This is a genomic window from Brevundimonas bullata (genome assembly GCF_014207965.1).
In the GTDB taxonomy this organism is placed as follows: domain Bacteria; phylum Pseudomonadota; class Alphaproteobacteria; order Caulobacterales; family Caulobacteraceae; genus Brevundimonas; species Brevundimonas bullata_A.
In genome coordinates, this window is record NZ_JACHLM010000012.1 from 1 (window position 1) to 16,812 (window position 16,812).

Annotated in this window: 15 protein-coding genes and 2 pseudogenes; 11 read left to right on the plus strand and 6 right to left on the minus strand. The window is 62.8% G+C overall.

Annotated features, from left to right (window positions below):
• Positions 1–707: 707 nt before the first annotated feature.
• Positions 708–1,586 (minus strand): LysR family transcriptional regulator, encoded by an 879-nt coding sequence (locus HNP51_RS18180; protein WP_184274126.1) that lies wholly within the window; start codon positions 1,584–1,586, stop codon positions 708–710.
• Between the two features lie 197 nt (positions 1,587–1,783).
• On the opposite strand from HNP51_RS18180, the gene HNP51_RS18185 reads away from it, so the two are divergent.
• From HNP51_RS18185 to HNP51_RS18220, 8 genes are all read left to right on the plus strand, one after another.
• The gene (locus HNP51_RS18185) at positions 1,784–2,479 is read left to right on the plus strand and encodes a type 1 glutamine amidotransferase domain-containing protein (protein WP_184274123.1); all 696 of its coding nucleotides are present in this window, start codon (positions 1,784–1,786) and stop codon (positions 2,477–2,479) included.
• A 2-nt stretch (positions 2,480–2,481) separates the two neighbouring features.
• Complete coding sequence (locus tag HNP51_RS18190) at positions 2,482–2,937, plus strand: VOC family protein (protein WP_184274120.1); 456 nt, start codon at positions 2,482–2,484, stop codon at positions 2,935–2,937.
• The gene (locus tag HNP51_RS18195; RefSeq protein ID WP_211306069.1) at positions 2,937–4,043 is read left to right on the plus strand and encodes an NADH:flavin oxidoreductase/NADH oxidase; all 1,107 of its coding nucleotides are present in this window, start codon (positions 2,937–2,939) and stop codon (positions 4,041–4,043) included. The genes HNP51_RS18190 and HNP51_RS18195 overlap by 1 nt, the downstream gene beginning before the upstream one ends.
• Positions 4,040–5,191 (plus strand): L-dopachrome tautomerase-related protein, encoded by a 1,152-nt coding sequence (locus HNP51_RS18200; RefSeq protein ID WP_184274117.1) that lies wholly within the window; start codon positions 4,040–4,042, stop codon positions 5,189–5,191. Before HNP51_RS18195 ends, HNP51_RS18200 begins: the two co-directional genes overlap by 4 nt.
• Positions 5,192–5,267: 76 nt before the next feature.
• A complete protein-coding gene (locus HNP51_RS18205) occupies positions 5,268–6,008 on the plus strand; it encodes an SDR family oxidoreductase (protein WP_184274115.1) in 741 nt (246 codons plus the stop codon).
• Positions 6,009–6,119: 111 nt separating this feature from the next.
• Positions 6,120–6,413, plus strand: a complete 294-nt coding sequence (locus tag HNP51_RS18210; protein WP_184274111.1) for a putative quinol monooxygenase — start codon at positions 6,120–6,122, stop codon at positions 6,411–6,413.
• Between the two features lie 457 nt (positions 6,414–6,870).
• The gene (locus tag HNP51_RS18925; protein ID WP_184274108.1) at positions 6,871–8,010 is read left to right on the plus strand and encodes a glutathione-independent formaldehyde dehydrogenase; all 1,140 of its coding nucleotides are present in this window, start codon (positions 6,871–6,873) and stop codon (positions 8,008–8,010) included.
• A gap of 31 nt (positions 8,011–8,041) precedes the next feature.
• Complete coding sequence (locus HNP51_RS18220; RefSeq protein ID WP_184274105.1) at positions 8,042–8,611, plus strand: type 1 glutamine amidotransferase domain-containing protein; 570 nt, start codon at positions 8,042–8,044, stop codon at positions 8,609–8,611.
• A gap of 254 nt (positions 8,612–8,865) precedes the next feature.
• Here the strand turns inward: HNP51_RS18220 and HNP51_RS18930 are convergent, their stop codons facing one another.
• The 5 genes and pseudogenes from HNP51_RS18930 to HNP51_RS18245 all read right to left on the minus strand — a co-directional run bounded on the left by HNP51_RS18930 (position 8,866) and on the right by HNP51_RS18245 (position 13,946).
• Positions 8,866–11,457 (minus strand): excinuclease ABC subunit UvrA, encoded by a 2,592-nt coding sequence (locus tag HNP51_RS18930; RefSeq protein ID WP_184274129.1) that lies wholly within the window; start codon positions 11,455–11,457, stop codon positions 8,866–8,868.
• A gap of 533 nt (positions 11,458–11,990) precedes the next feature.
• The gene (locus tag HNP51_RS18230) at positions 11,991–12,470 is read right to left on the minus strand and encodes a phosphate-starvation-inducible PsiE family protein (RefSeq protein WP_114817473.1); all 480 of its coding nucleotides are present in this window, start codon (positions 12,468–12,470) and stop codon (positions 11,991–11,993) included.
• A 114-nt stretch (positions 12,471–12,584) separates the two neighbouring features.
• Positions 12,585–13,076 (minus strand): Hsp20/alpha crystallin family protein, encoded by a 492-nt coding sequence (locus tag HNP51_RS18235; protein WP_114817474.1) that lies wholly within the window; start codon positions 13,074–13,076, stop codon positions 12,585–12,587.
• A 20-nt stretch (positions 13,077–13,096) separates the two neighbouring features.
• Positions 13,097–13,506: pseudogene (locus tag HNP51_RS18240) on the minus strand (Hsp20/alpha crystallin family protein).
• A gap of 14 nt (positions 13,507–13,520) precedes the next feature.
• Complete coding sequence (locus HNP51_RS18245) at positions 13,521–13,946, minus strand: Hsp20/alpha crystallin family protein (RefSeq protein ID WP_184274102.1); 426 nt, start codon at positions 13,944–13,946, stop codon at positions 13,521–13,523.
• Between the two features lie 202 nt (positions 13,947–14,148).
• Between HNP51_RS18245 and HNP51_RS18250 the strand changes: the two genes are divergently transcribed.
• The 3 genes and pseudogenes from HNP51_RS18250 to HNP51_RS18260 all read left to right on the plus strand — a co-directional run bounded on the left by HNP51_RS18250 (position 14,149) and on the right by HNP51_RS18260 (position 16,727).
• The gene (locus HNP51_RS18250) at positions 14,149–14,577 is read left to right on the plus strand and encodes a MarR family winged helix-turn-helix transcriptional regulator (protein ID WP_184274099.1); all 429 of its coding nucleotides are present in this window, start codon (positions 14,149–14,151) and stop codon (positions 14,575–14,577) included.
• 17 nt (positions 14,578–14,594) lie between these two features.
• Positions 14,595–16,254, plus strand: a pseudogene (ftsH, locus tag HNP51_RS19040) (ATP-dependent zinc metalloprotease FtsH).
• A gap of 26 nt (positions 16,255–16,280) precedes the next feature.
• On the plus strand, positions 16,281–16,727 hold the full coding sequence (locus HNP51_RS18260) for a hypothetical protein (RefSeq protein WP_221416007.1): 447 nt from the start codon (positions 16,281–16,283) through the stop codon (positions 16,725–16,727).
• Positions 16,728–16,812: the final 85 nt, after the last annotated feature.

Below are 16,812 nucleotides of genomic sequence, written 5' to 3' on the forward strand. Positions count from 1 at the left end.
CTGCGCAGGCCGCCCTATTGCCAACCCAACCAATCTCTACCCAGATCAACCTCGGACTCTTGTTGTGGCTGGATGAGAAACGGGGGTCACGTCAGTGGAAAGGAGCCGTGGGGGTATCGATTGGGGGTATTACACTGCCCATCGGATGAATACCACAGTGTTGTCAACCGGTTACCCTCGAGACTTGGATCCCTCCTCCGCTACCAGGTTCGAGTCCCACTTTTGTGCGCTTGCATCTGTATGCGTCCGGACTTTGGATGCAAATCACTGACGACAATAACAGAGGTGCCATCGCGCGAGTCCGCTTGATGCCGTATGCGTCCGCATGGGTTCGCCTGAAGCGGGGAGCCTCCTGTGGGTAGCAGTGGGCGCATTTTTCGGCAGCATTTGAAACTGGCGATACCCCCAGCTGCAAGCTCGGGGCGAGCAGCAATTTTCCATCAAAACACAAGGGCTTTGCGAAGACGATCCAAGCCCGGATTCTCCGCAAGGTTCCTGGAATTCGAGACCCGCGTGACGAGTCGACCAAAGGCATAAATGCTCGAGCAGGGAGGCCATAGCCTGCGCAACCGAATTGACTGCTTTGCGCCGTAAATTCGGTCGTTCGGCCTTGTAGCCGACGATCCCGAAAGCCGCCATTCGTTCAGCCAGCGCTCAATTGGTTCAGACCAAACATTGCGCTCACGGCCCAATAGGCGTCGCCACAATTATATTCGGAGTGCAGCAATCAGGGCGTCCCGAGCCGTGGCCACCCGCGGGTGTCGCGGCGATGAGCGTGCCCAGACGAGGTAGTAAGCGTTGCGCGGCACCGTGACCGGGGCGGGTATCTCGATCAGCGTGCAGGCAGCGCGTTCGCTGCGGGTGAGATAGCCGGGCAGCACCGTCCAGCCGATGCCCGCGCACAATCCCGACCGTAGCACCCTCAAATCGGGCGCGGTCAAGGCGGGCTGGCTCGTCAGTTCGATCTGGTTTGCCTCGAGCCAGGTGCGCAGCAGCGGCCGGTCGAGATCGTAGGCGAGGTGAGCCGTCCGGTCGAGCCCGTCGGCCAGCGGCAATTCGGCAATACGGCTCGCCACAGCGGGAGAAGCTACGGCGCGCAGGTGTTCCTCGCCCAGCGCATGAAAGGCCAGGCGCGAATCTTCGGGTTGCGAGGCGGTGACGGCCAGGTGCACCTTGTCCTCCAGGAGCAAGGCATAGAGCGCCTCGCGCCCGCCGATATGCAAGCGCAGGTCCAGCCCTGCCTCCAGCAGCGGAGCCAGCCGGGGCGTGATCATTTCGCCCAGCAGGTCCGACGGCGCGGCGATGTGGACCGTGCCCGAGATGCGCGACGATCGGGCCCGCGCGCTGGCCAGTGCCGATTCCGCCGTGTCGAGGCTGCTTCCGATCGAAGCCGCCAGATCGTCGGCAATCGCTGTTGGTCGAACACCCCGCGAATGGCGATCAAACAAGGGACGGCCCAATTGCGCTTCGAGTGAGGCAATGTGCTGCGACGCCGCCGGTTGGGTGATGCCGATTGCCCGGGCCGCCTCGCTCAGTGAAAGACGGCGGTAGACTTCGACGAAGGTGCGCAACTGCAGGAGGGACATTCCGGTTCCATAAGCGGATTTATGGCCGTCCGCCATTCCCGCTGGATTTCATGATGCCGTTCCCTGCGTATCTAAGCCGCCGAAAGGAACGATCGAATGCAAAATCGCCGCCAGCTGCTGAAAGCTTTGTGGCGGGTGAGGCTGCGCCGGTTGCGTTTGCTCGTGTCCCCGACATCAATGGAAAAGGACAATTGACGATGACCCGCATTCTCATGGTGGCCACCTCCGCCGACCGCATGACTCCCGGCACCGAACCGACGGGTGTCTGGCTCGAGGAACTTACCACCCCGTACTACGCGTTCCGCGATGCGGGCGCCGAGGTGACGCTGGCCTCGATCAAGGGCGGCGCCATCCCCGTCGACCAGCGCAGCGTCAACGCCGATGGCGAGAACGACGCTTCGGTCGAGCGCTATCTGAAGGACAACGCCCTGAAGGCCGAGGTTGCCGGTACGCCGGTGTTCACCAGCATCGATCCCGCCGGCTACGACGCGCTGTTCCTGCCGGGCGGCCACGGCACCATGTTTGATTACCCCGGTAGCGAAGAGTTGGCGCGCCTGGTCGAACGCTTCGATCGCGAAGGCAAGATCGTCGCCGCCGTCTGCCATGGACCGGCTGGGCTGGTCTCGGCGACGAAGGCCGATGGCACGCCCTTCGTCGCAGGCCGCCGTGTCGCGGGCTTCACCGACAGCGAGGAACGCGCGGTCGGCCTCGATCAGGCGGTGCCGTTCCTGCTCGAAACGCGTCTCAAGGAACTTGGGGGCAAGCACGAGGGCGGCACCGATTTTGCCCCCTTCGCCCTGCGCGACGGCAATCTGGTGACCGGCCAGAACCCCGCCAGCGCTACCCGCACCGCGGAGCTCGTGGTGGAAGCCCTCAAGGACAAGGTCGCCTGATCATGCGCTATCTCCATACCATGCTGCGCGTCGCCGATCCCGAGGCGGCGATCCGTTTCTTCACGCTGCTGGGTCTCAAGGAGACCCGGCGCATGGAGAACCAGGCCGCACGTTACACGCTGATCTACCTTGCCGCCGACGAGGATTTTCGCGGCGACGGCGAGCAGGGCGATGCCGAGGTCGAGCTGACGTACAACTGGCCGCCCGAGGACGGCAGCGCTGCCGAGACTTATACCGGGGGGCGCAACTTCGGCCACCTCGCCTACGGGGTCGACGACATCTACGAGACGTGCGCGCGGCTGCAGGCGGGCGGTGTGACGATCAATCGCCCCCCGCGCGACGGACACATGGCGTTCGTCCGCTCGCCGGACGGGATCTCGACCGAACTGCTGCAGAAGGGCGAACACAAGGCTCCGGCCGAACCCTGGGCCTCCATGTCCAACACGGGCGAATGGTGATGGCGAAATTGTTCGAACCGATTGAGGTTGGCGGGCTGCGGCTTGCCAACCGCATCGTTATCGCGCCGATGTGCCAGTATTCGGCAGTCGACGGCGCGATGACCGACTGGCACCAGATGCATCTCGGCCAGTTGGCGCTATCGGGCGCCGGCGCGCTAACGATCGAGGCGACTGCTGTGAGCCCGGAAGGGCGCATCACCTACGGTGACGTCGGCCTCTACGACGACCGTACTGAAGCGGCGATGCAAAGCGTGCTCGAAAGCGTGCGCCGGTGGTCGGACATGCCGCTGATCATCCAGCTGGCGCATGCCGGCCGCAAGGCGAGCTGCGCCAAGCCGTGGCACGGCGGAACGCAAATCGCCCCCGATACGGAGAATGGCTGGCAGACCGTGGCACCCAGCGCCATTCCCTTCGCTCCGGACGACCATCCCCCTGTCGAACTGGACAAGCCGGCTCTTGCCCGCATCCGGGAGGCGTTCGCGGATGCCGCCCGGCGAGCCGGCAGGCTCGGCATCGAAGCCATCCAGATCCACGTCGCGCATGGCTATCTGCTCCACGAGTTTCTTTCGCCGATCTCCAACCGGCGCGGCGATGAATACGGCGGCAGTCTCGACAACCGGATGCGGTTCCCGCTCGAAGTGTTCGCTGCCGTGCGCGAAGCGTTTCCGGCCGACCGCCCGGTGACCGTCCGCGTTTCCGGGGCCGACTGGGTTGAAGGCGGCTGGACAGCGGAAGAAACCGCACGGTTTGCGCAGGAACTGGAGCGGCGCGGTTGTTCGGCGATCCACGTGTCCAGCGGCGGCCTCGACCCGCGCCAGCAGATCCCTGTCGGCCCCGGCTATCAGGTGCCGCTGGCGCGGACGGTCAAGGACGCGGTTGCCATGCCTGTCGTGGCGGTCGGAATGATCACCGATCCACACCAGGCAGAGCGCATCCTCGAAGACGGGCATGCCGACGCCATAGCCATTGCCCGCGCTGCGCTGTGGGATCCGCGCTGGCCTTGGCACGCCGCCGCCGCGCTCGGCGCATCGGTCAAGGCGCCGCCGCAATACCTCCGGTCCGAGCCCCACGAAGCGGGCCGCATCCTCAAAGAAATGACACCATGAAAACCTCGGTCAAAATGCTTCTGGCCGCTGGCGCTGCCCTCTCGCTCGCCGCCTGCGCGATGACCCGCGAGGGTGCATCCGCGCCCCAGATCGAACAGGTCGCGACCTTCGATGGCGCGATGCCGACTGGCGTGACCGTCGCCCCCAACGGGCGCATTTTCGTCAACTTCCCGCAATGGGGCGACAACGCGCCGTTCACGGTTGCCGAGCTGGTCGACGGCAAGGCGGTGCCTTATCCCGACGCCGCGACCAACCGGCCCGATCCGGCCGACCCGGCGGGGCATTTCATCTCGGTGCAGAGCGTGGTGGCAGACGGCGCCAATCGCCTGTGGGTGCTCGACACGGCGGCGCCCAAATTCTCTCAACCGCAGGCCGGCGGTGCAAAGCTGGTGGCAATCGACCTTGCGACCGACCGGGTGGTGAAGACGATCGTCCTGCCGCCCAGCGTGGTGCTGCCCACGACCTACCTCAACGACGTGCGCTTCGATCTGCGTCAGGGCGCCGAGGGCGTCGCCTACATCACCGACAGCAGCAACGCCGGTGTCGGCGGCATCATCGTCGTCGATATCGCCAGCGGGCGTGCAATCCGGCGCCTGTCGAACCATGCGACGACCAACCCCGAGCCCGGCTTCACCCCGGTCGTCGACGGCGCGGTGCTCATGAACCGTCCCGCCGATGGACCCGCGACGCCGGTAGCAATCGCGAGCGACGCGATTGCGCTCAGCGCCGACGGCAGCCTGCTGTATTATGGTCCGCTGTCGGGCCGCACGCTTCACGCGGTGCCCACGGCGTTGTTGCGCGATCCCGCGGTGTCCGAGGAGGAGCTGGGCCGCGCAATCCGCAGCCTGGGGCGCAAAGGCGCCTCGGACGGGATAGCCGAAGACGACAAGGGCCGCGTGTTCGCCGGCGATTACGAGAACAACGCAATCCGCGTGCTCGACCAGGGCCGCTGGACGACGGTGGTCAGCAACCCGCGCATCAGCTGGCCCGACACGCTGTCGATCGGCACCGACGGATATCTCTACTTCACCGCCAACCAGCTCCACCGCCAGCCCGGCTTCCACGGCGGCCGAGACCTGCGCCGCAAGCCCTACGAGCTGCTCCGCATCAAGGTGGGCGCCGCTCCCGTCCTGTTGCGCTCGCGGTGACCCCATCAGGCCGGGCGGGCTCCCGCGGGGCCGCGATCCGGCGAAAAATCAACAACTGACTTGAAGGAATATAATCATGACAAAGGGTATCGAAGGCAAGATCGTTCTCATTACCGGCGGCAGCACCGGCATCGGCGCGGAAACCGCGCGTCTTCTCGCGGAACGCGGCGCCAAGGTGGCCATCGCCGCGCGGCGCAAGGACAGGCTCGACGAGGTCGTCGCGGACATCGCCGCAACTGGCGGCACGGCACGTAGCTACGCGCTGGATGTGACCGACAAATCAGCGGTCCAGTCCGTCGTCGCCGCAATCATTGCCGACTTCGGCCGCCTCGACGTGCTGATCAACAACGCCGGGCTGATGCCGATCCGTCCGATGGCCGAGGTCAACACCGACGAGTGGGACCAGATGATCGACGTCAATCTGAAGGGTACGCTCTACGGCATCGCGGCGGCCCTTCCCGGTTTTCTCGAGCAGGGCAGCGGTCACATCATCAACTTGAGCTCGGTTGCGGGCATCAAGGTCTTCGCACCGGGCGGCACGGTCTACTCCGGCACCAAGTTCGCCGTCAGCGCGATCAGCGAGGGCTTGCGCCACGAGGTGGGGGAAAAGGTCCGGGTCACGTCAATCGAGCCTGGAGCTGTCGAAAGCGATCTGAAGTTCACGACCTCTGGCGCGGCCGCCGAGACGGTGCTGGACTTCTACAAGCAGGCCATCCCGGCGGCATCGGTGGCGCGTGCTATCGCGTTCGCTGTCGAACAACCTGATGACGTCGACGTCAACGCGATCGTCATCCGGCCGACCGCACAGCAGTTCTGATTTCGACGAGGAGGCGGGGCCGCGTGTGCTCCGCCTCATGGGGAACGTACCGGCCCGCTCGTCCGTTACTTTGCCGAATAATATCTGTCCGTTTCACTTGAGGAGTCATTTATGTCCAAACTTGCCCTGTATGTACCACTGAAGGCCAAGCCCGGAAAAGAGCGCGATGTCGCCAATTTCCTGACCTCGGCATTGCCGCTCGTTCAAGCTGAGGCGGGCACTCTGACCTGGTATGCGATCGAGGAAGGTCCCGGTGCGTACGCGATCTTCGATACGTTCGACACAGAGGAGGATCGGCAGGCCCATCTTGACGGCAAGGTTGCCGCCGCACTGATGGACAAGGCAGAAGAACTGTTTTCTGAACCGCCGCAGATTCACAAGTTCACCCTGCTGGCCGCGAAATAGCGGAGCGGTCGGCACCCTAAGCTGCCGTCTGACTGCAGGGTAAGGCTCGTGTCTCCATCCGGAATGGATGGCCCGGTCGGATCGGGAAATGAATAAATGAATACGACAGGTCATCCGCGAAAGTGGATGGCCTTGTCTTTTGCGCTTATCACACTTCTGAATTTACTGAGAAGGTGCCGTTGATGTGTCCCGACGTAAGGGCACCATTGGTTCGCGGGAGATTCTTAAGCACATCAATTCGGCGCGTTATTCGGCCGTTCTAGCCCAGTCATTCAGAAAACCGCCGTGAATCGATCCCAGGACGGCCCTACGGGAAGGAACCTCTCAGGTAACAGAAGGTTCAGGAAACTGAGATCACTTGGAAGGGGGCGATGTCGTCCGCCGTTGCGATGGACCGGATCATCACCAAGCTCTCGATTTGATGACGCGTTGAGAAGAGCTGTGAAAGGAAAGATCCGTGAAAGCTGTCGTGTACAACGGGCCCAAAGATGTTTCTGTCAACACCATCGATGATCCCAAGATCGAAAAGCATACCGATGTTATCATCCGGCTGACCACGACCAATATCTGCGGGTCGGACCTTCACATGTATGAGGGCCGCACCAGCTTTGAGAAGGGCAAGGTCTTCGGTCACGAAAACCTTGGCGAGGTCGTCGAAGTCGGCGCTGCCGTAGATCGTATCAAGAAGGGCGATCGCGTGTGCATGCCGTTCAACGTCGGTTGCGGTTTCTGCGAAAATTGCGAACGCGGTTTGACGGGTTTTTGTCTCACGACCAACCCTGGAACCGCCGGCGCAGCGTATGGCTTTGCCGAGATGGGTCCGTGGCAAGGTGGTCAGGCCGAGTTCATGCGCGTTCCTTATGCGGACTTCAATTGCCTGAAACTGCCTGAGGACGCTGAGGAGAAGGAGGATGACTATGTCATGCTCTCCGACATCTTCCCGACGGGTTGGCATGGCGTCGAACTGTCAGGGTTCCTGCCTGGCGAAAGCATCGCGATCTACGGCGCCGGTCCGGTCGGTTTAATGGCCGCGCACTCAGCCGAAATCCGCGGTGCCGCTCAGATTTTCGTGGTCGATTCTCACGATGACCGCCTGAAACTGGCCGAGGCGATGGGCGCTATTCCGATCGACATGCGTAAGGGCGATCCCGCCCAGCAGATCCTTGACGCGACCGGCGGCCTCGGGACCGACCGGGGGGTCGAGGCGGTCGGGTATCAGTGTTGCGATCGCCACGGCAAGGAGCGCAGCAATTACACGATGAACTGCCTCGTCAAAAGCACGAAGGCCACCGGTGGAATCGGCGTCGTCGGCGTGTTCATCCCGGAAGACCCGAACGCGCCCGACGATCTCCAGAAGGAAGGCAAGATGGCGTTCGACTTCGGCAGCTTCTGGTTCAAGGGCCAGAAGATCGGCACCGGCCAGTGCAATGTAAAGCACTACAACCGGCGACTGATGAAGCTTATCGAGCAAGACCGGGCCAATCCTGCCCAAATCATCTCGCACCGACTGCCGCTTGATCAGGCGCCAGACGCCTACAAGCATTTCGACGAGCGCGATGCTGGTTGGACGAAGGTCGTGCTCAAGCCGGGCGCCTGACCTTAGTTTTCGACGGAATAGGAAATAAATTATGACTTTGGAAGGCAAATCAGTTGCCATTCTGATCGCACCCCGCGGGACGGAAGAATCAGAATTCTCGAAGCCCAAGCAAGCTGTCGAGGACGCTGGTGGCAAAGTGACCGTGGTCAGTTTTGAGCCGGGCAAGGCTCGCACAGTCAATAGCGATCTTGACGAGGGCGGCAGCTATACTATCGACAAGACGTTTTCCGAGGTCAAAGCCGACGATTTCGACGGACTTGTTGTGCCCGGAGGGACTGTCGGCGCCGACAAGCTGCGCGGCAGCGTCGAGGCAATTGGTTTCATCCGGGCTTTCTTCGATCAGAAAAAACCTGTTGCGGCTATATGCCATGCACCCTGGACATTGATCGAGGCGGGCGTGCTTAAGGGTCGCACCTTGACGTCCTACCCGACGCTGAAGGTCGATATCGAGAACGCCGGCGGTGCATGGACCAATGAGGAAGTCGTGGTCGACAACGGCCTTGTTACCAGCCGCGATCCCAATGATTTGCCCGCCTTCTGTGCCAAACTCGTTGAGGAGATCGCAGAAGGTGTGGGCGCGGCGCTCGCAGCAGGGAATTAAGACGGGGCGTTTCGACGAACCATGTGAGGGCCCTCTCCTTGGAGAAGGTCCGCACAAAGCAAGCGTGGCGGATGGCCAGCGATGGCCGTCCGCCACGCCGCGTATCACACGAACACGGCGCACCTGACGGGCACTCAAACCCTAAGCCGCGTCAACCGCGGTGACACATCGCCGGCTCCCGCTTCCAGATTCGACCCATTCCAACGTGTGGTTGAGATGCACCTGATCGAACGTGCATTCGGCCAGATTTACGACTACAGCGCCGCCTTGAGATAGGGGGCGGTGAGACTGCCTTCCGCTTCCGCAACGACGCCAGGGACGCCGCTGGCAACGATACGGCCACCATCTTCCCCGGCCCCCGGTCCCAGATCGATGATCCAGTCCGCCTGTGTGATGGCGCGCATGTCATGTTCTACGACTACGACGGTATTGCCGGCGTCTACGAGGCCCTGCAGGTGTTGCATGAGCCGGTCGCCATCGGAGGGGTGAAGCCCCGAAGTTGGCTCGTCGAGGATGTAGATCGTGTTGCCGCGTTGAGCGCGTTGCAGTTCAGTCGCCAGCTTGATGCGCTGCGCCTCCCCGCCAGACAGCTCGGTCGCCGGCTGACCGAGTCTCAGATAGCCAAGACCGATCTCCCGCAACACGTCGAGGGAGCGCATCACAGATGCCTCGCCAGCGAAGAAATCGCACGCATCGTCGACCGTCAGTTCGAGCACCTGGGCGATATTGCGCCCGTTCCATTCGACTTCGAGCGTTTGCGGGTTGTAGCGAGAGCCATGACAGGTCGAGCAGGGGGCAAAAACGCTCGGCAGGAACAGCAGCTCCACCATGACGTATCCCTCGCCCTCGCACACAGGGCAGCGGCCTTGCGCGACGTTGAACGAGAACCTTCCGGGGCTGTAGTGCCGCCGGCGGGCGAGCGGCGTATCAGCGAAGATCCGTCGCACATGGTCGAACATGCCGCTGTAGGTGGATAGGTTCGAGCGCGGCGTGCGGCCGATCGGTTTCTGATCGACCCGCACCAGCCTGCGAACATGCTCCATGCCTGCGACAATGCGTCCTTCAGTGTCGTTCTGTGCAACACCGAGCAGCGGATCGATATCCTCCTCCTCGGCCACGGGGGAGCCGCCGAGGTGTTCCGTGACGAGCTCGGGCAGCGCCTGACTGACAAGACTGGATTTGCCCGATCCCGAAACGCCGGTGACAGCGGTGAAGCAGCCGATGGGAAACTCGACGTCGAGACCATGGAGATTGTTCCGCCTGATCCCTTCCAGGCGTAGCCATGCCTTGGGATCGCGCGGTGTGCGCTCACTGCGGAGCGGCTCTGCGAACAGGTAGCGGCGGGTGATCGAAGTCTCGACGTCGGCAAGCCCCTCTATCGGCCCGCTGTAGAGGACTTCACCGCCCTTTTCCCCGGCTCCTGGCCCGACATCGACGAGCCATTCCGCGCGGCGGATCACGTCGAGATCATGTTCGACGACGAACAGGGAGTTGCCCGCCGCCTTGAGACGCTCGAGAATGGTGAGCAAGGCTTCGCCATCTGCCGGGTGCAACCCTGCCGAAGGCTCGTCAAGCACATAGACCACGCCGAAAAGCTGTGACGACAATTGCGTGGCAAGCCGCAAGCGCTGCATCTCTCCGGAGGAGAGCGTCGGCGTGCTGCGGTCGAGCGAAATGTAGCCAAGGCCAAGATCGATCAGCGGCTCTAGCCGCTCGATCAATTCGCAGGCAAGGCGTTGGGCGGCGATCCGCTTCTCTTCGGAGAGATTGGGCGTGCGGCGTACGTCGGGCGCGCTCTTGTGCGCAGAGCCGCCCGCCGCAACCCGTTGTTCGACCGCTGCATCGCGGGCCGCTTTTTCCAGAACATGGCCCTTTGAGGGGGCGGAGACCGCCCCATACGCGCCATGCGCGACGGGCATCAGCAAGTCCTTCAGCTTGAGCACCGTCAGGTCGCCGAACTCGGCAATGTCGAGGCCGGCGAATTTGACCGACAGGGCTTCGCGCTTCAGGCGCTTGCCGTCGCAGGTCGGGCAATCGCGGCCGATGATATATTGCGAGACGCGCTTCTTCATCAGCGCGCTTTTAGTGTTGGCGAAGGTTTCCAGCACATAGCGGCGCGCGCCGGTGAAGGTGCCCTGGTAGCTCGGCTCCATGCGGCGTTTGAGCGCCGTCCGGGTCTGTTCGGGCGTCAGGCCCGCATAGACCGGCACCGTTGGCGCCTCTTCAGTGAAGAGGATCCAGTCGCGATCCTTTTTCCGCAGGTCGCGCCACGGCGTATCGACGTCATAGCCGAGCGAAACGAGGATATCGCGCAGGTTCTGGCCATGCCAGGCGGCCGGCCAGGCGGCGATCGCTCGATCGCGAATGGTGAGGCTGTCGTCAGGAACCATCGTCTCTTCGGTCGCGTCATATACGCGGCCGATGCCGTGGCAGGTCGCGCAGGCTCCCGCGACCGTGTTGGGGGAGAAATCCTCCGCATAGAGCATGGGTTGATGGCGCGGATATTCGCCGACGCGCGAATAGAGCATCCGCACCAGGCTGGAGAGCGTCGTCACGCTGCCGACCGAGGATCGCGCGTTGGCCGAGCCGCGCTGCTGCTGCAACGCGACTGCAGGCGGCAAGCCGTCGATCGCGTCGACCTCCGGCACGCCGGCCTGGTCGATCAGGCGACGGGCATAGGGCGCAACCGATTCCAGATAACGCCGCTGGGCTTCGGCATAAAGGGTGCCGAACGCGAGCGATGACTTGCCCGAGCCCGATATGCCAGTGAACACCACGAAGGCGTCGCGAGGTACATCGACGTCAACATTTTTGAGGTTATTCTGGCGCGCGCCGCGAACCTGCACGCAAGCGGGCGGCCCCGTATGCCCATGATCGGTGGCCGGCGTCGTCGCGTGAAGATCCCTGCTCTTCAATTCAGTCTTCCTGCCCTATACGCCCGTGCGGCCCGTGGTTCATCACAGTCGGGTAACAGATGAATGCATTTCCGACTCACTACATCCAACGGCCAGGCTGGCCCGATGTTCGGTACCTTTGAAATATTTTTCCAGCATTAGACCAAAACCATTTTCCCGTTGGGTCGCGCGACGAGGCCAGACACACTCCGCTGGTAAGCGCCTGGGCCAGGCGGCCCTGGTCCGTGCCGCTATCGGCATGTAACGACCGCACTTCGGCGCTTGTTACCGCATCGCGACGCGTTGCCCATTTGCCAGAGCGCGCTTCATCATGGCCGGGGTCGGGCCATGATGACGGCCGAGTTGTCGATCCGAGCGCCTCGCGCCGCTTCGGATCGGCGGGTCAGTAGTGAATGACCTGATGAGCCCGAGCAGCAGCGCCGATTGCACGAAATTGAGCAGGCGGTGGCTGGCGGAGGTATTGGTCAGCGCGTCTCGTGGCCTCCGAGTTCGCGTCGGTCCTGATCGCGCACCAGCCAGTGGACAGCGCCGAGCGCAAGCGCCGCGCCCGCGAGTGCTGCAATCTTGGATGATTCCGTCTCGCTGAGGTCCAGGATGATGAATTTGCGCGCGATGGCGAGGAGCGCGATCAGCACGATCGTGCGGACTTGGAGGATCCCCAAGCTGCGCTCGGTCGCAACAAGAAGGGAGCGCTTGAACTCGAGCGCGATCACCACGGTGAAGATCATGCCGAACACCACTTGGAAAGTGGCGTAGTCGAGCGTGTCGAATGCCCCCAGAAGCAAGCGGTTCACGACTTCGAGCATCAGCGCCCAGACCGACGCCACGATGATCGCCGCAATGATGACGCTGAGGACGAAGATGACAACTTGCTCGAACTTCTCGTAGAGCGTCATCGCCGACCATTGTTCACGGGTCAGCCCGGATCGTTGCGAGTCTTTCATGATTGCCTCTCGAAAGCCGCCCCGGAGAGACAGGCTCCCCGGGGCTTTGCCAGACGGTGCGATATCGCACGGAGCGGAGGGGACGCCGCAAACCGGCGACCCCCATGTGGCAAATCAGCCGTTCTTGACCTCGATGCGCTTGACCTTGGCCTGCGCCTCGGGAGTCTGGGGCAGCTTGATCGTCAGAACCCCGTTCTTGAACGATGCTTGCGCCTTTTCGCCATCCACACCGGGGGGGAGCGGAATTGTCCGGTAGATCGCGCCGTAGCTGCGCTCGGAGAGATAGTATCCCTTCTTCTCCTCTTGGCGCTCGATCTTCTTCTCCCCCTTCACAGTCAACATGTCATCGTTGACCGTCACCTCGAGGTCCTTCATCTCCATGCCGGGCAGCTCGATCGACACTTCGATCGCCTTGTCGGTCTCAACCATGTCAGATTTGGCTTCGCCGCTGCCCCAGGGCCATTCGAACTGACCGACCCGGTTCCAGAAGTTCTCGAACACATGGTTCATTTCGCGCTGGAGCGTCGCGATCGGGTTGTCTTCGCTGCTCTTGGCGTCTGGCGCGCCGTCCTTGCGCGCCCAGGGGATCAGGTCCTTGATCTGCATGATGGTGTCTCCTTCGATTTTCAGGCGCCTTTGACGGCGGTCCTTTTTGGCTGCGCTTCAGGGGCTCGGGGGAGCGTCAAAGTGAGGACGCCTCCGCGCATCTCGGCCTCGATCCTGTCGGGGTCGAAATCCTCGGAAAGCGTGAAGCCCTCTCGAAATCACCCTCGCCATATTCGGCATAGGCAAGTTCCAGGTTTTCTGGCCGCATCGGCTCAACCTTGCCGCGAATCGTCAGCACGCGGTTTTCGAGTGTGATTTCGACCGCATCGGCGGCGACCCCAGGCATTTCGAGCATCATGGAGACACCCTGATCGGTCTCGACAATATCGGTCAGCGGGCGGTAGATGCCGCCGCCGCCGCCGCCGCCGCCGGCGGTCTCGGGCGCGTCGGTCGGCGTCTTTTCGGTGGCTTGCGTGATGTCGGTGCTCATCGTTCCAGCTCCTATCAGGCTGCCTTGATCTCGATTTTCTTTGGCTTTTCTGCCTCGGGACGGGAGATGGCGATCCGCAATACGCCTTTCGTCATCTTCGCCTCCACCTTGTCATCCGAAGCCGTGAATGGCAGGCGGATAGCGCGGGAAAACTTGCCATAACCGCGTTCGTTGCGGTGCCAGCGCGCACCTTCGGGAACCTCGGGCAGCTTGCGTTCGCCCGACAGCGTCAGGACGTTGTCCTTGGCCGAAATTTCAATGTCGCCCGGTTCGATGCCGGGAAGTTCACCAGTGACGGCGACGGCCTCGGAGCCTTGCCACACATTCACCGCCGGGAACGCCGCGCGGGACGGGGGCCAGAAGCCGCGGTCGAGATCGCGCATCATTGGGGGCATCAGCGCGAAGGGATCGCTGCGGCACAGATATGTCGGATAGAGCATTGCTGGCCTCCTGTTGCTGATCGATGCCCCCGAACCGGCGGCATGGTCCGACCGGGCAACGGTGCCGGCTGGATGTCGGTTCGGAGACCGCCCATTAAGATAGGCGGGCCCATTTATTATGCAAGCATATATGGTGCTTGCATTGCACTTTGGGTGGACGGCAGTCTATCCTGTTTCTCATGCAGACGGAGGAAAGATACCCTTGATCACTTCTGATCTCGCCCTGATCGGGACGACGATCCACCGGGTCGCGCAGCTCATCCAGCAGCGGATTGACAACGAGATTGGCGACAGCGGCCTGACCCGCCTGTCCTGGATGGGGGCGGCACATGTCGAGGATTCGCCCGGGCTGACCATCGGCGATCTGGCCGGGCGGCTGGAGGTGGGCCGGGCCACTGCGGGCCAGCTCGTCGATCGCATGGTACGGGGCGGTTGGGTAGAGCGGTGGGCGTCACCCGACGACCGACGGGCGCAGATCGTCACGGCAACGCCAAAGGCCAGGGCGATGCTGGAGGAGCTCGAGCCGCGGCAATCGGCGCTCGAAGATGAGATCCTGCAGGATCTGTCGGCGGACGAGAGGCGCATTCTGCTGGCGCTGCTCGAGCGGATCAGGGCGCGGCTCGGGCGCTAGGGAAAAGGAAAAACCGTTTGGAAAAGAAGACCGAATACAGCATCTGGTACTGGGTGATGCTTTCATAGCCGTGATCTTCATCCAGGATCTGATCGCCGGCTGGCAATCCGTGGCTCCCATCAGCTACAGCCAATTCGAAACCTATCTCGAGGACGGCAGGGTCGCGTCGGTCGCGGTCGGGTCAGACACCATCACCGGCGCCTTCACCGAACTCGTCGACGGCAAGAGCCAGTTCGTGACGACGGTCGTGGATCCCGGGATCCTGCAGCGGATCGACCGCTCCGGCGTCGAGATCACGGGCGTTCCTCAGAATACTTTTTTCGGCACACTGATTTCCTGGGTGGCGCCAGCGCTTGTCTTCTTCGGAATCTGGATGCTGCTGTTCCGCAAGTTCGCCGACAAGCAGGGTTTTGGCGGCTTCATATCCCCAAAGGCATATTGCTCGTCGGGCCGCCGGGCACCGGCAAGACGCTTCTGGCGCGCGCGGTGGCAGGCGAGGCCGGCGTGACCTTCTTTTCGATCTCGGGATCAGAGTTCGTCGAGATGTTCGTGGGCGTCGGTGCCGCACGGGTGCGCGACCTGTTCGAGCAGGCCCGGAAATCGGCCCCGGCAATCATCTTCATCGACGAACTCGACGCTCTTGGGAGGGCGCGCTCCTCCGGCCAGATCGCCGGTGGCCATGATGAGCGTGAGCAGACGCTGAACCAGCTTCTGACCGAGCTCGACGGCTTCGACCCTTCAGTGGGCATCGTGCTCCTGGCCGCCACCAACCGACCCGAGATTCTCGACCCCGCGCTGCTGCGTGCGGGACGCTTCGACCGTCAGGTCCTGGTGGACCGGCCCGACAAGACGGGGCGTGTGCAGATCTTGAACGTGCACATGAAGAAAGTGACGCTCGCCCCAGACGTCGATGCCGAGAAGGTCGCAGCTCTTACTCCCGGCTCTTCCGGCGCGGATCTTGCCAATCTCGTCAACGAGGCAGCATTGCTCGCCACGCGCCGCAAGGCTGATGCGGTGACGATGGACGACTTCAACAATGCGGTGGAACGCATCATCGCCGGGTTGGAAAAGAAGAACCGCGTGCTCAATCCGCGCGAACGCGAGATCGTGGCGCACCACGAGATGGGGCACGCGCTGGTGGCGATGGCTCTGCCGGGGGTGGACCCGGTGCACAAGTCTCGATCATACCGCGCGGGATTGGCGCGCTCGGCTACACCATCCAGCGCCGACCGAGGACCGCTTCCTGATGACGCGGGAGGAACTCGAAACCAAGATCGCAGTCCTGCTTGGCGGGCGCGCAGCAGAGAAGATCATCTACGATCATGTCTCGACCGGGGCGGCGGACGATCTGGTCAAGGCGACCGACATCGCCCGCGCCATGGTCGCGCGGTACGGGATGGACGAAGACCTCGGGCATGTCAGCTACGACACCGATCGGCCCGGCTTTCTCGGCACCGGCGACCAGTGTTCCTGGCTAACCGCCGCTACAGCGACGCCACTGCTGAGCGGATGGACGCGAAGGTGCGCGACATCGTGGATGGCGTGTTTAAGCGCACCCTCACCTTTCTTGAAACCAATCTGGATCTTCTCGAGCAATCGGCGCAGGATCTCCTGCAACGAGAGACAGGTCGCTGCGTGACACTGTCACTGGCGCAGATGATCGGCGAACAACCCTGACTGGATAATGAAAACGGAGAAGACGAATGGCAAACGGAGCTTGCGATATTTGCGGTCGCCCGGCGACGGCGCGTGTGCGCGCCTCGGTGAACGGCAGGGTTCAGAACATGGAGCTTTGCGACCAGCATTACAGCGAAATGGCGCGCCGGTCGGGGCGCAGCGCCTCGCCACTGGAGTCCCTGTTCGGACGGCGTTCCCTTCTTGACGAATTCTTCGGCGAGAGCGGTTTCGGCAGCCTCTTTGGTGACAGTCCGCTGCGAGGCGGCACGCTCGGCTCTATGGGTGATGGCGATGACGCTGTCGTCGACGCCACTTTCGGCGAGGGCGCGCCGCGGCGTGGATCGCGGCGCGGCGGCGGACGCACCATCGCCGACCGGCTGAGCGAACAGGGTAACAAGCTGCTGCAGGATGCAGCACAGAAGGCCGGGGAATTCGGGCGCAGCGAGGTCGATACCGAACATCTGCTTCTCTAATCGGGCATAGGGGTCAAGCTGGTTTGTGATCCTTGTCGGCCTGATCGATCACGCGGGTCACGCTTCTCTTCGCAGTCTGGATGGC

Excerpts from the sequence above, each read along its gene's own strand:
- HNP51_RS18180 (WP_184274126.1), bottom strand. The coding sequence starts at position 1,586 with ATGTCCCTCCTGCAGTTGCGCACCTTCGTCGAAGTCTACCGCCGTCTT.
- HNP51_RS18185 (WP_184274123.1), top strand. The coding sequence starts at position 1,784 with ATGACCCGCATTCTCATGGTGGCCACCTCCGCCGACCGCATGACTCCC.
- HNP51_RS18190 (WP_184274120.1), top strand. The coding sequence starts at position 2,482 with ATGCGCTATCTCCATACCATGCTGCGCGTCGCCGATCCCGAGGCGGCG.
- HNP51_RS18195 (WP_211306069.1), top strand. The coding sequence starts at position 2,937 with ATGGCGAAATTGTTCGAACCGATTGAGGTTGGCGGGCTGCGGCTTGCC.
- HNP51_RS18200 (WP_184274117.1), top strand. The coding sequence starts at position 4,040 with ATGAAAACCTCGGTCAAAATGCTTCTGGCCGCTGGCGCTGCCCTCTCG.
- HNP51_RS18205 (WP_184274115.1), top strand. The coding sequence starts at position 5,268 with ATGACAAAGGGTATCGAAGGCAAGATCGTTCTCATTACCGGCGGCAGC.
- HNP51_RS18210 (WP_184274111.1), top strand. The coding sequence starts at position 6,120 with ATGTCCAAACTTGCCCTGTATGTACCACTGAAGGCCAAGCCCGGAAAA.
- HNP51_RS18220 (WP_184274105.1), top strand. The coding sequence starts at position 8,042 with ATGACTTTGGAAGGCAAATCAGTTGCCATTCTGATCGCACCCCGCGGG.
- HNP51_RS18230 (WP_114817473.1), bottom strand. The coding sequence starts at position 12,470 with ATGAAAGACTCGCAACGATCCGGGCTGACCCGTGAACAATGGTCGGCG.
- HNP51_RS18235 (WP_114817474.1), bottom strand. The coding sequence starts at position 13,076 with ATGCAGATCAAGGACCTGATCCCCTGGGCGCGCAAGGACGGCGCGCCA.
- HNP51_RS18245 (WP_184274102.1), bottom strand. The coding sequence starts at position 13,946 with ATGCTCTATCCGACATATCTGTGCCGCAGCGATCCCTTCGCGCTGATG.
- HNP51_RS18260 (WP_221416007.1), top strand. The coding sequence starts at position 16,281 with ATGGCAAACGGAGCTTGCGATATTTGCGGTCGCCCGGCGACGGCGCGT.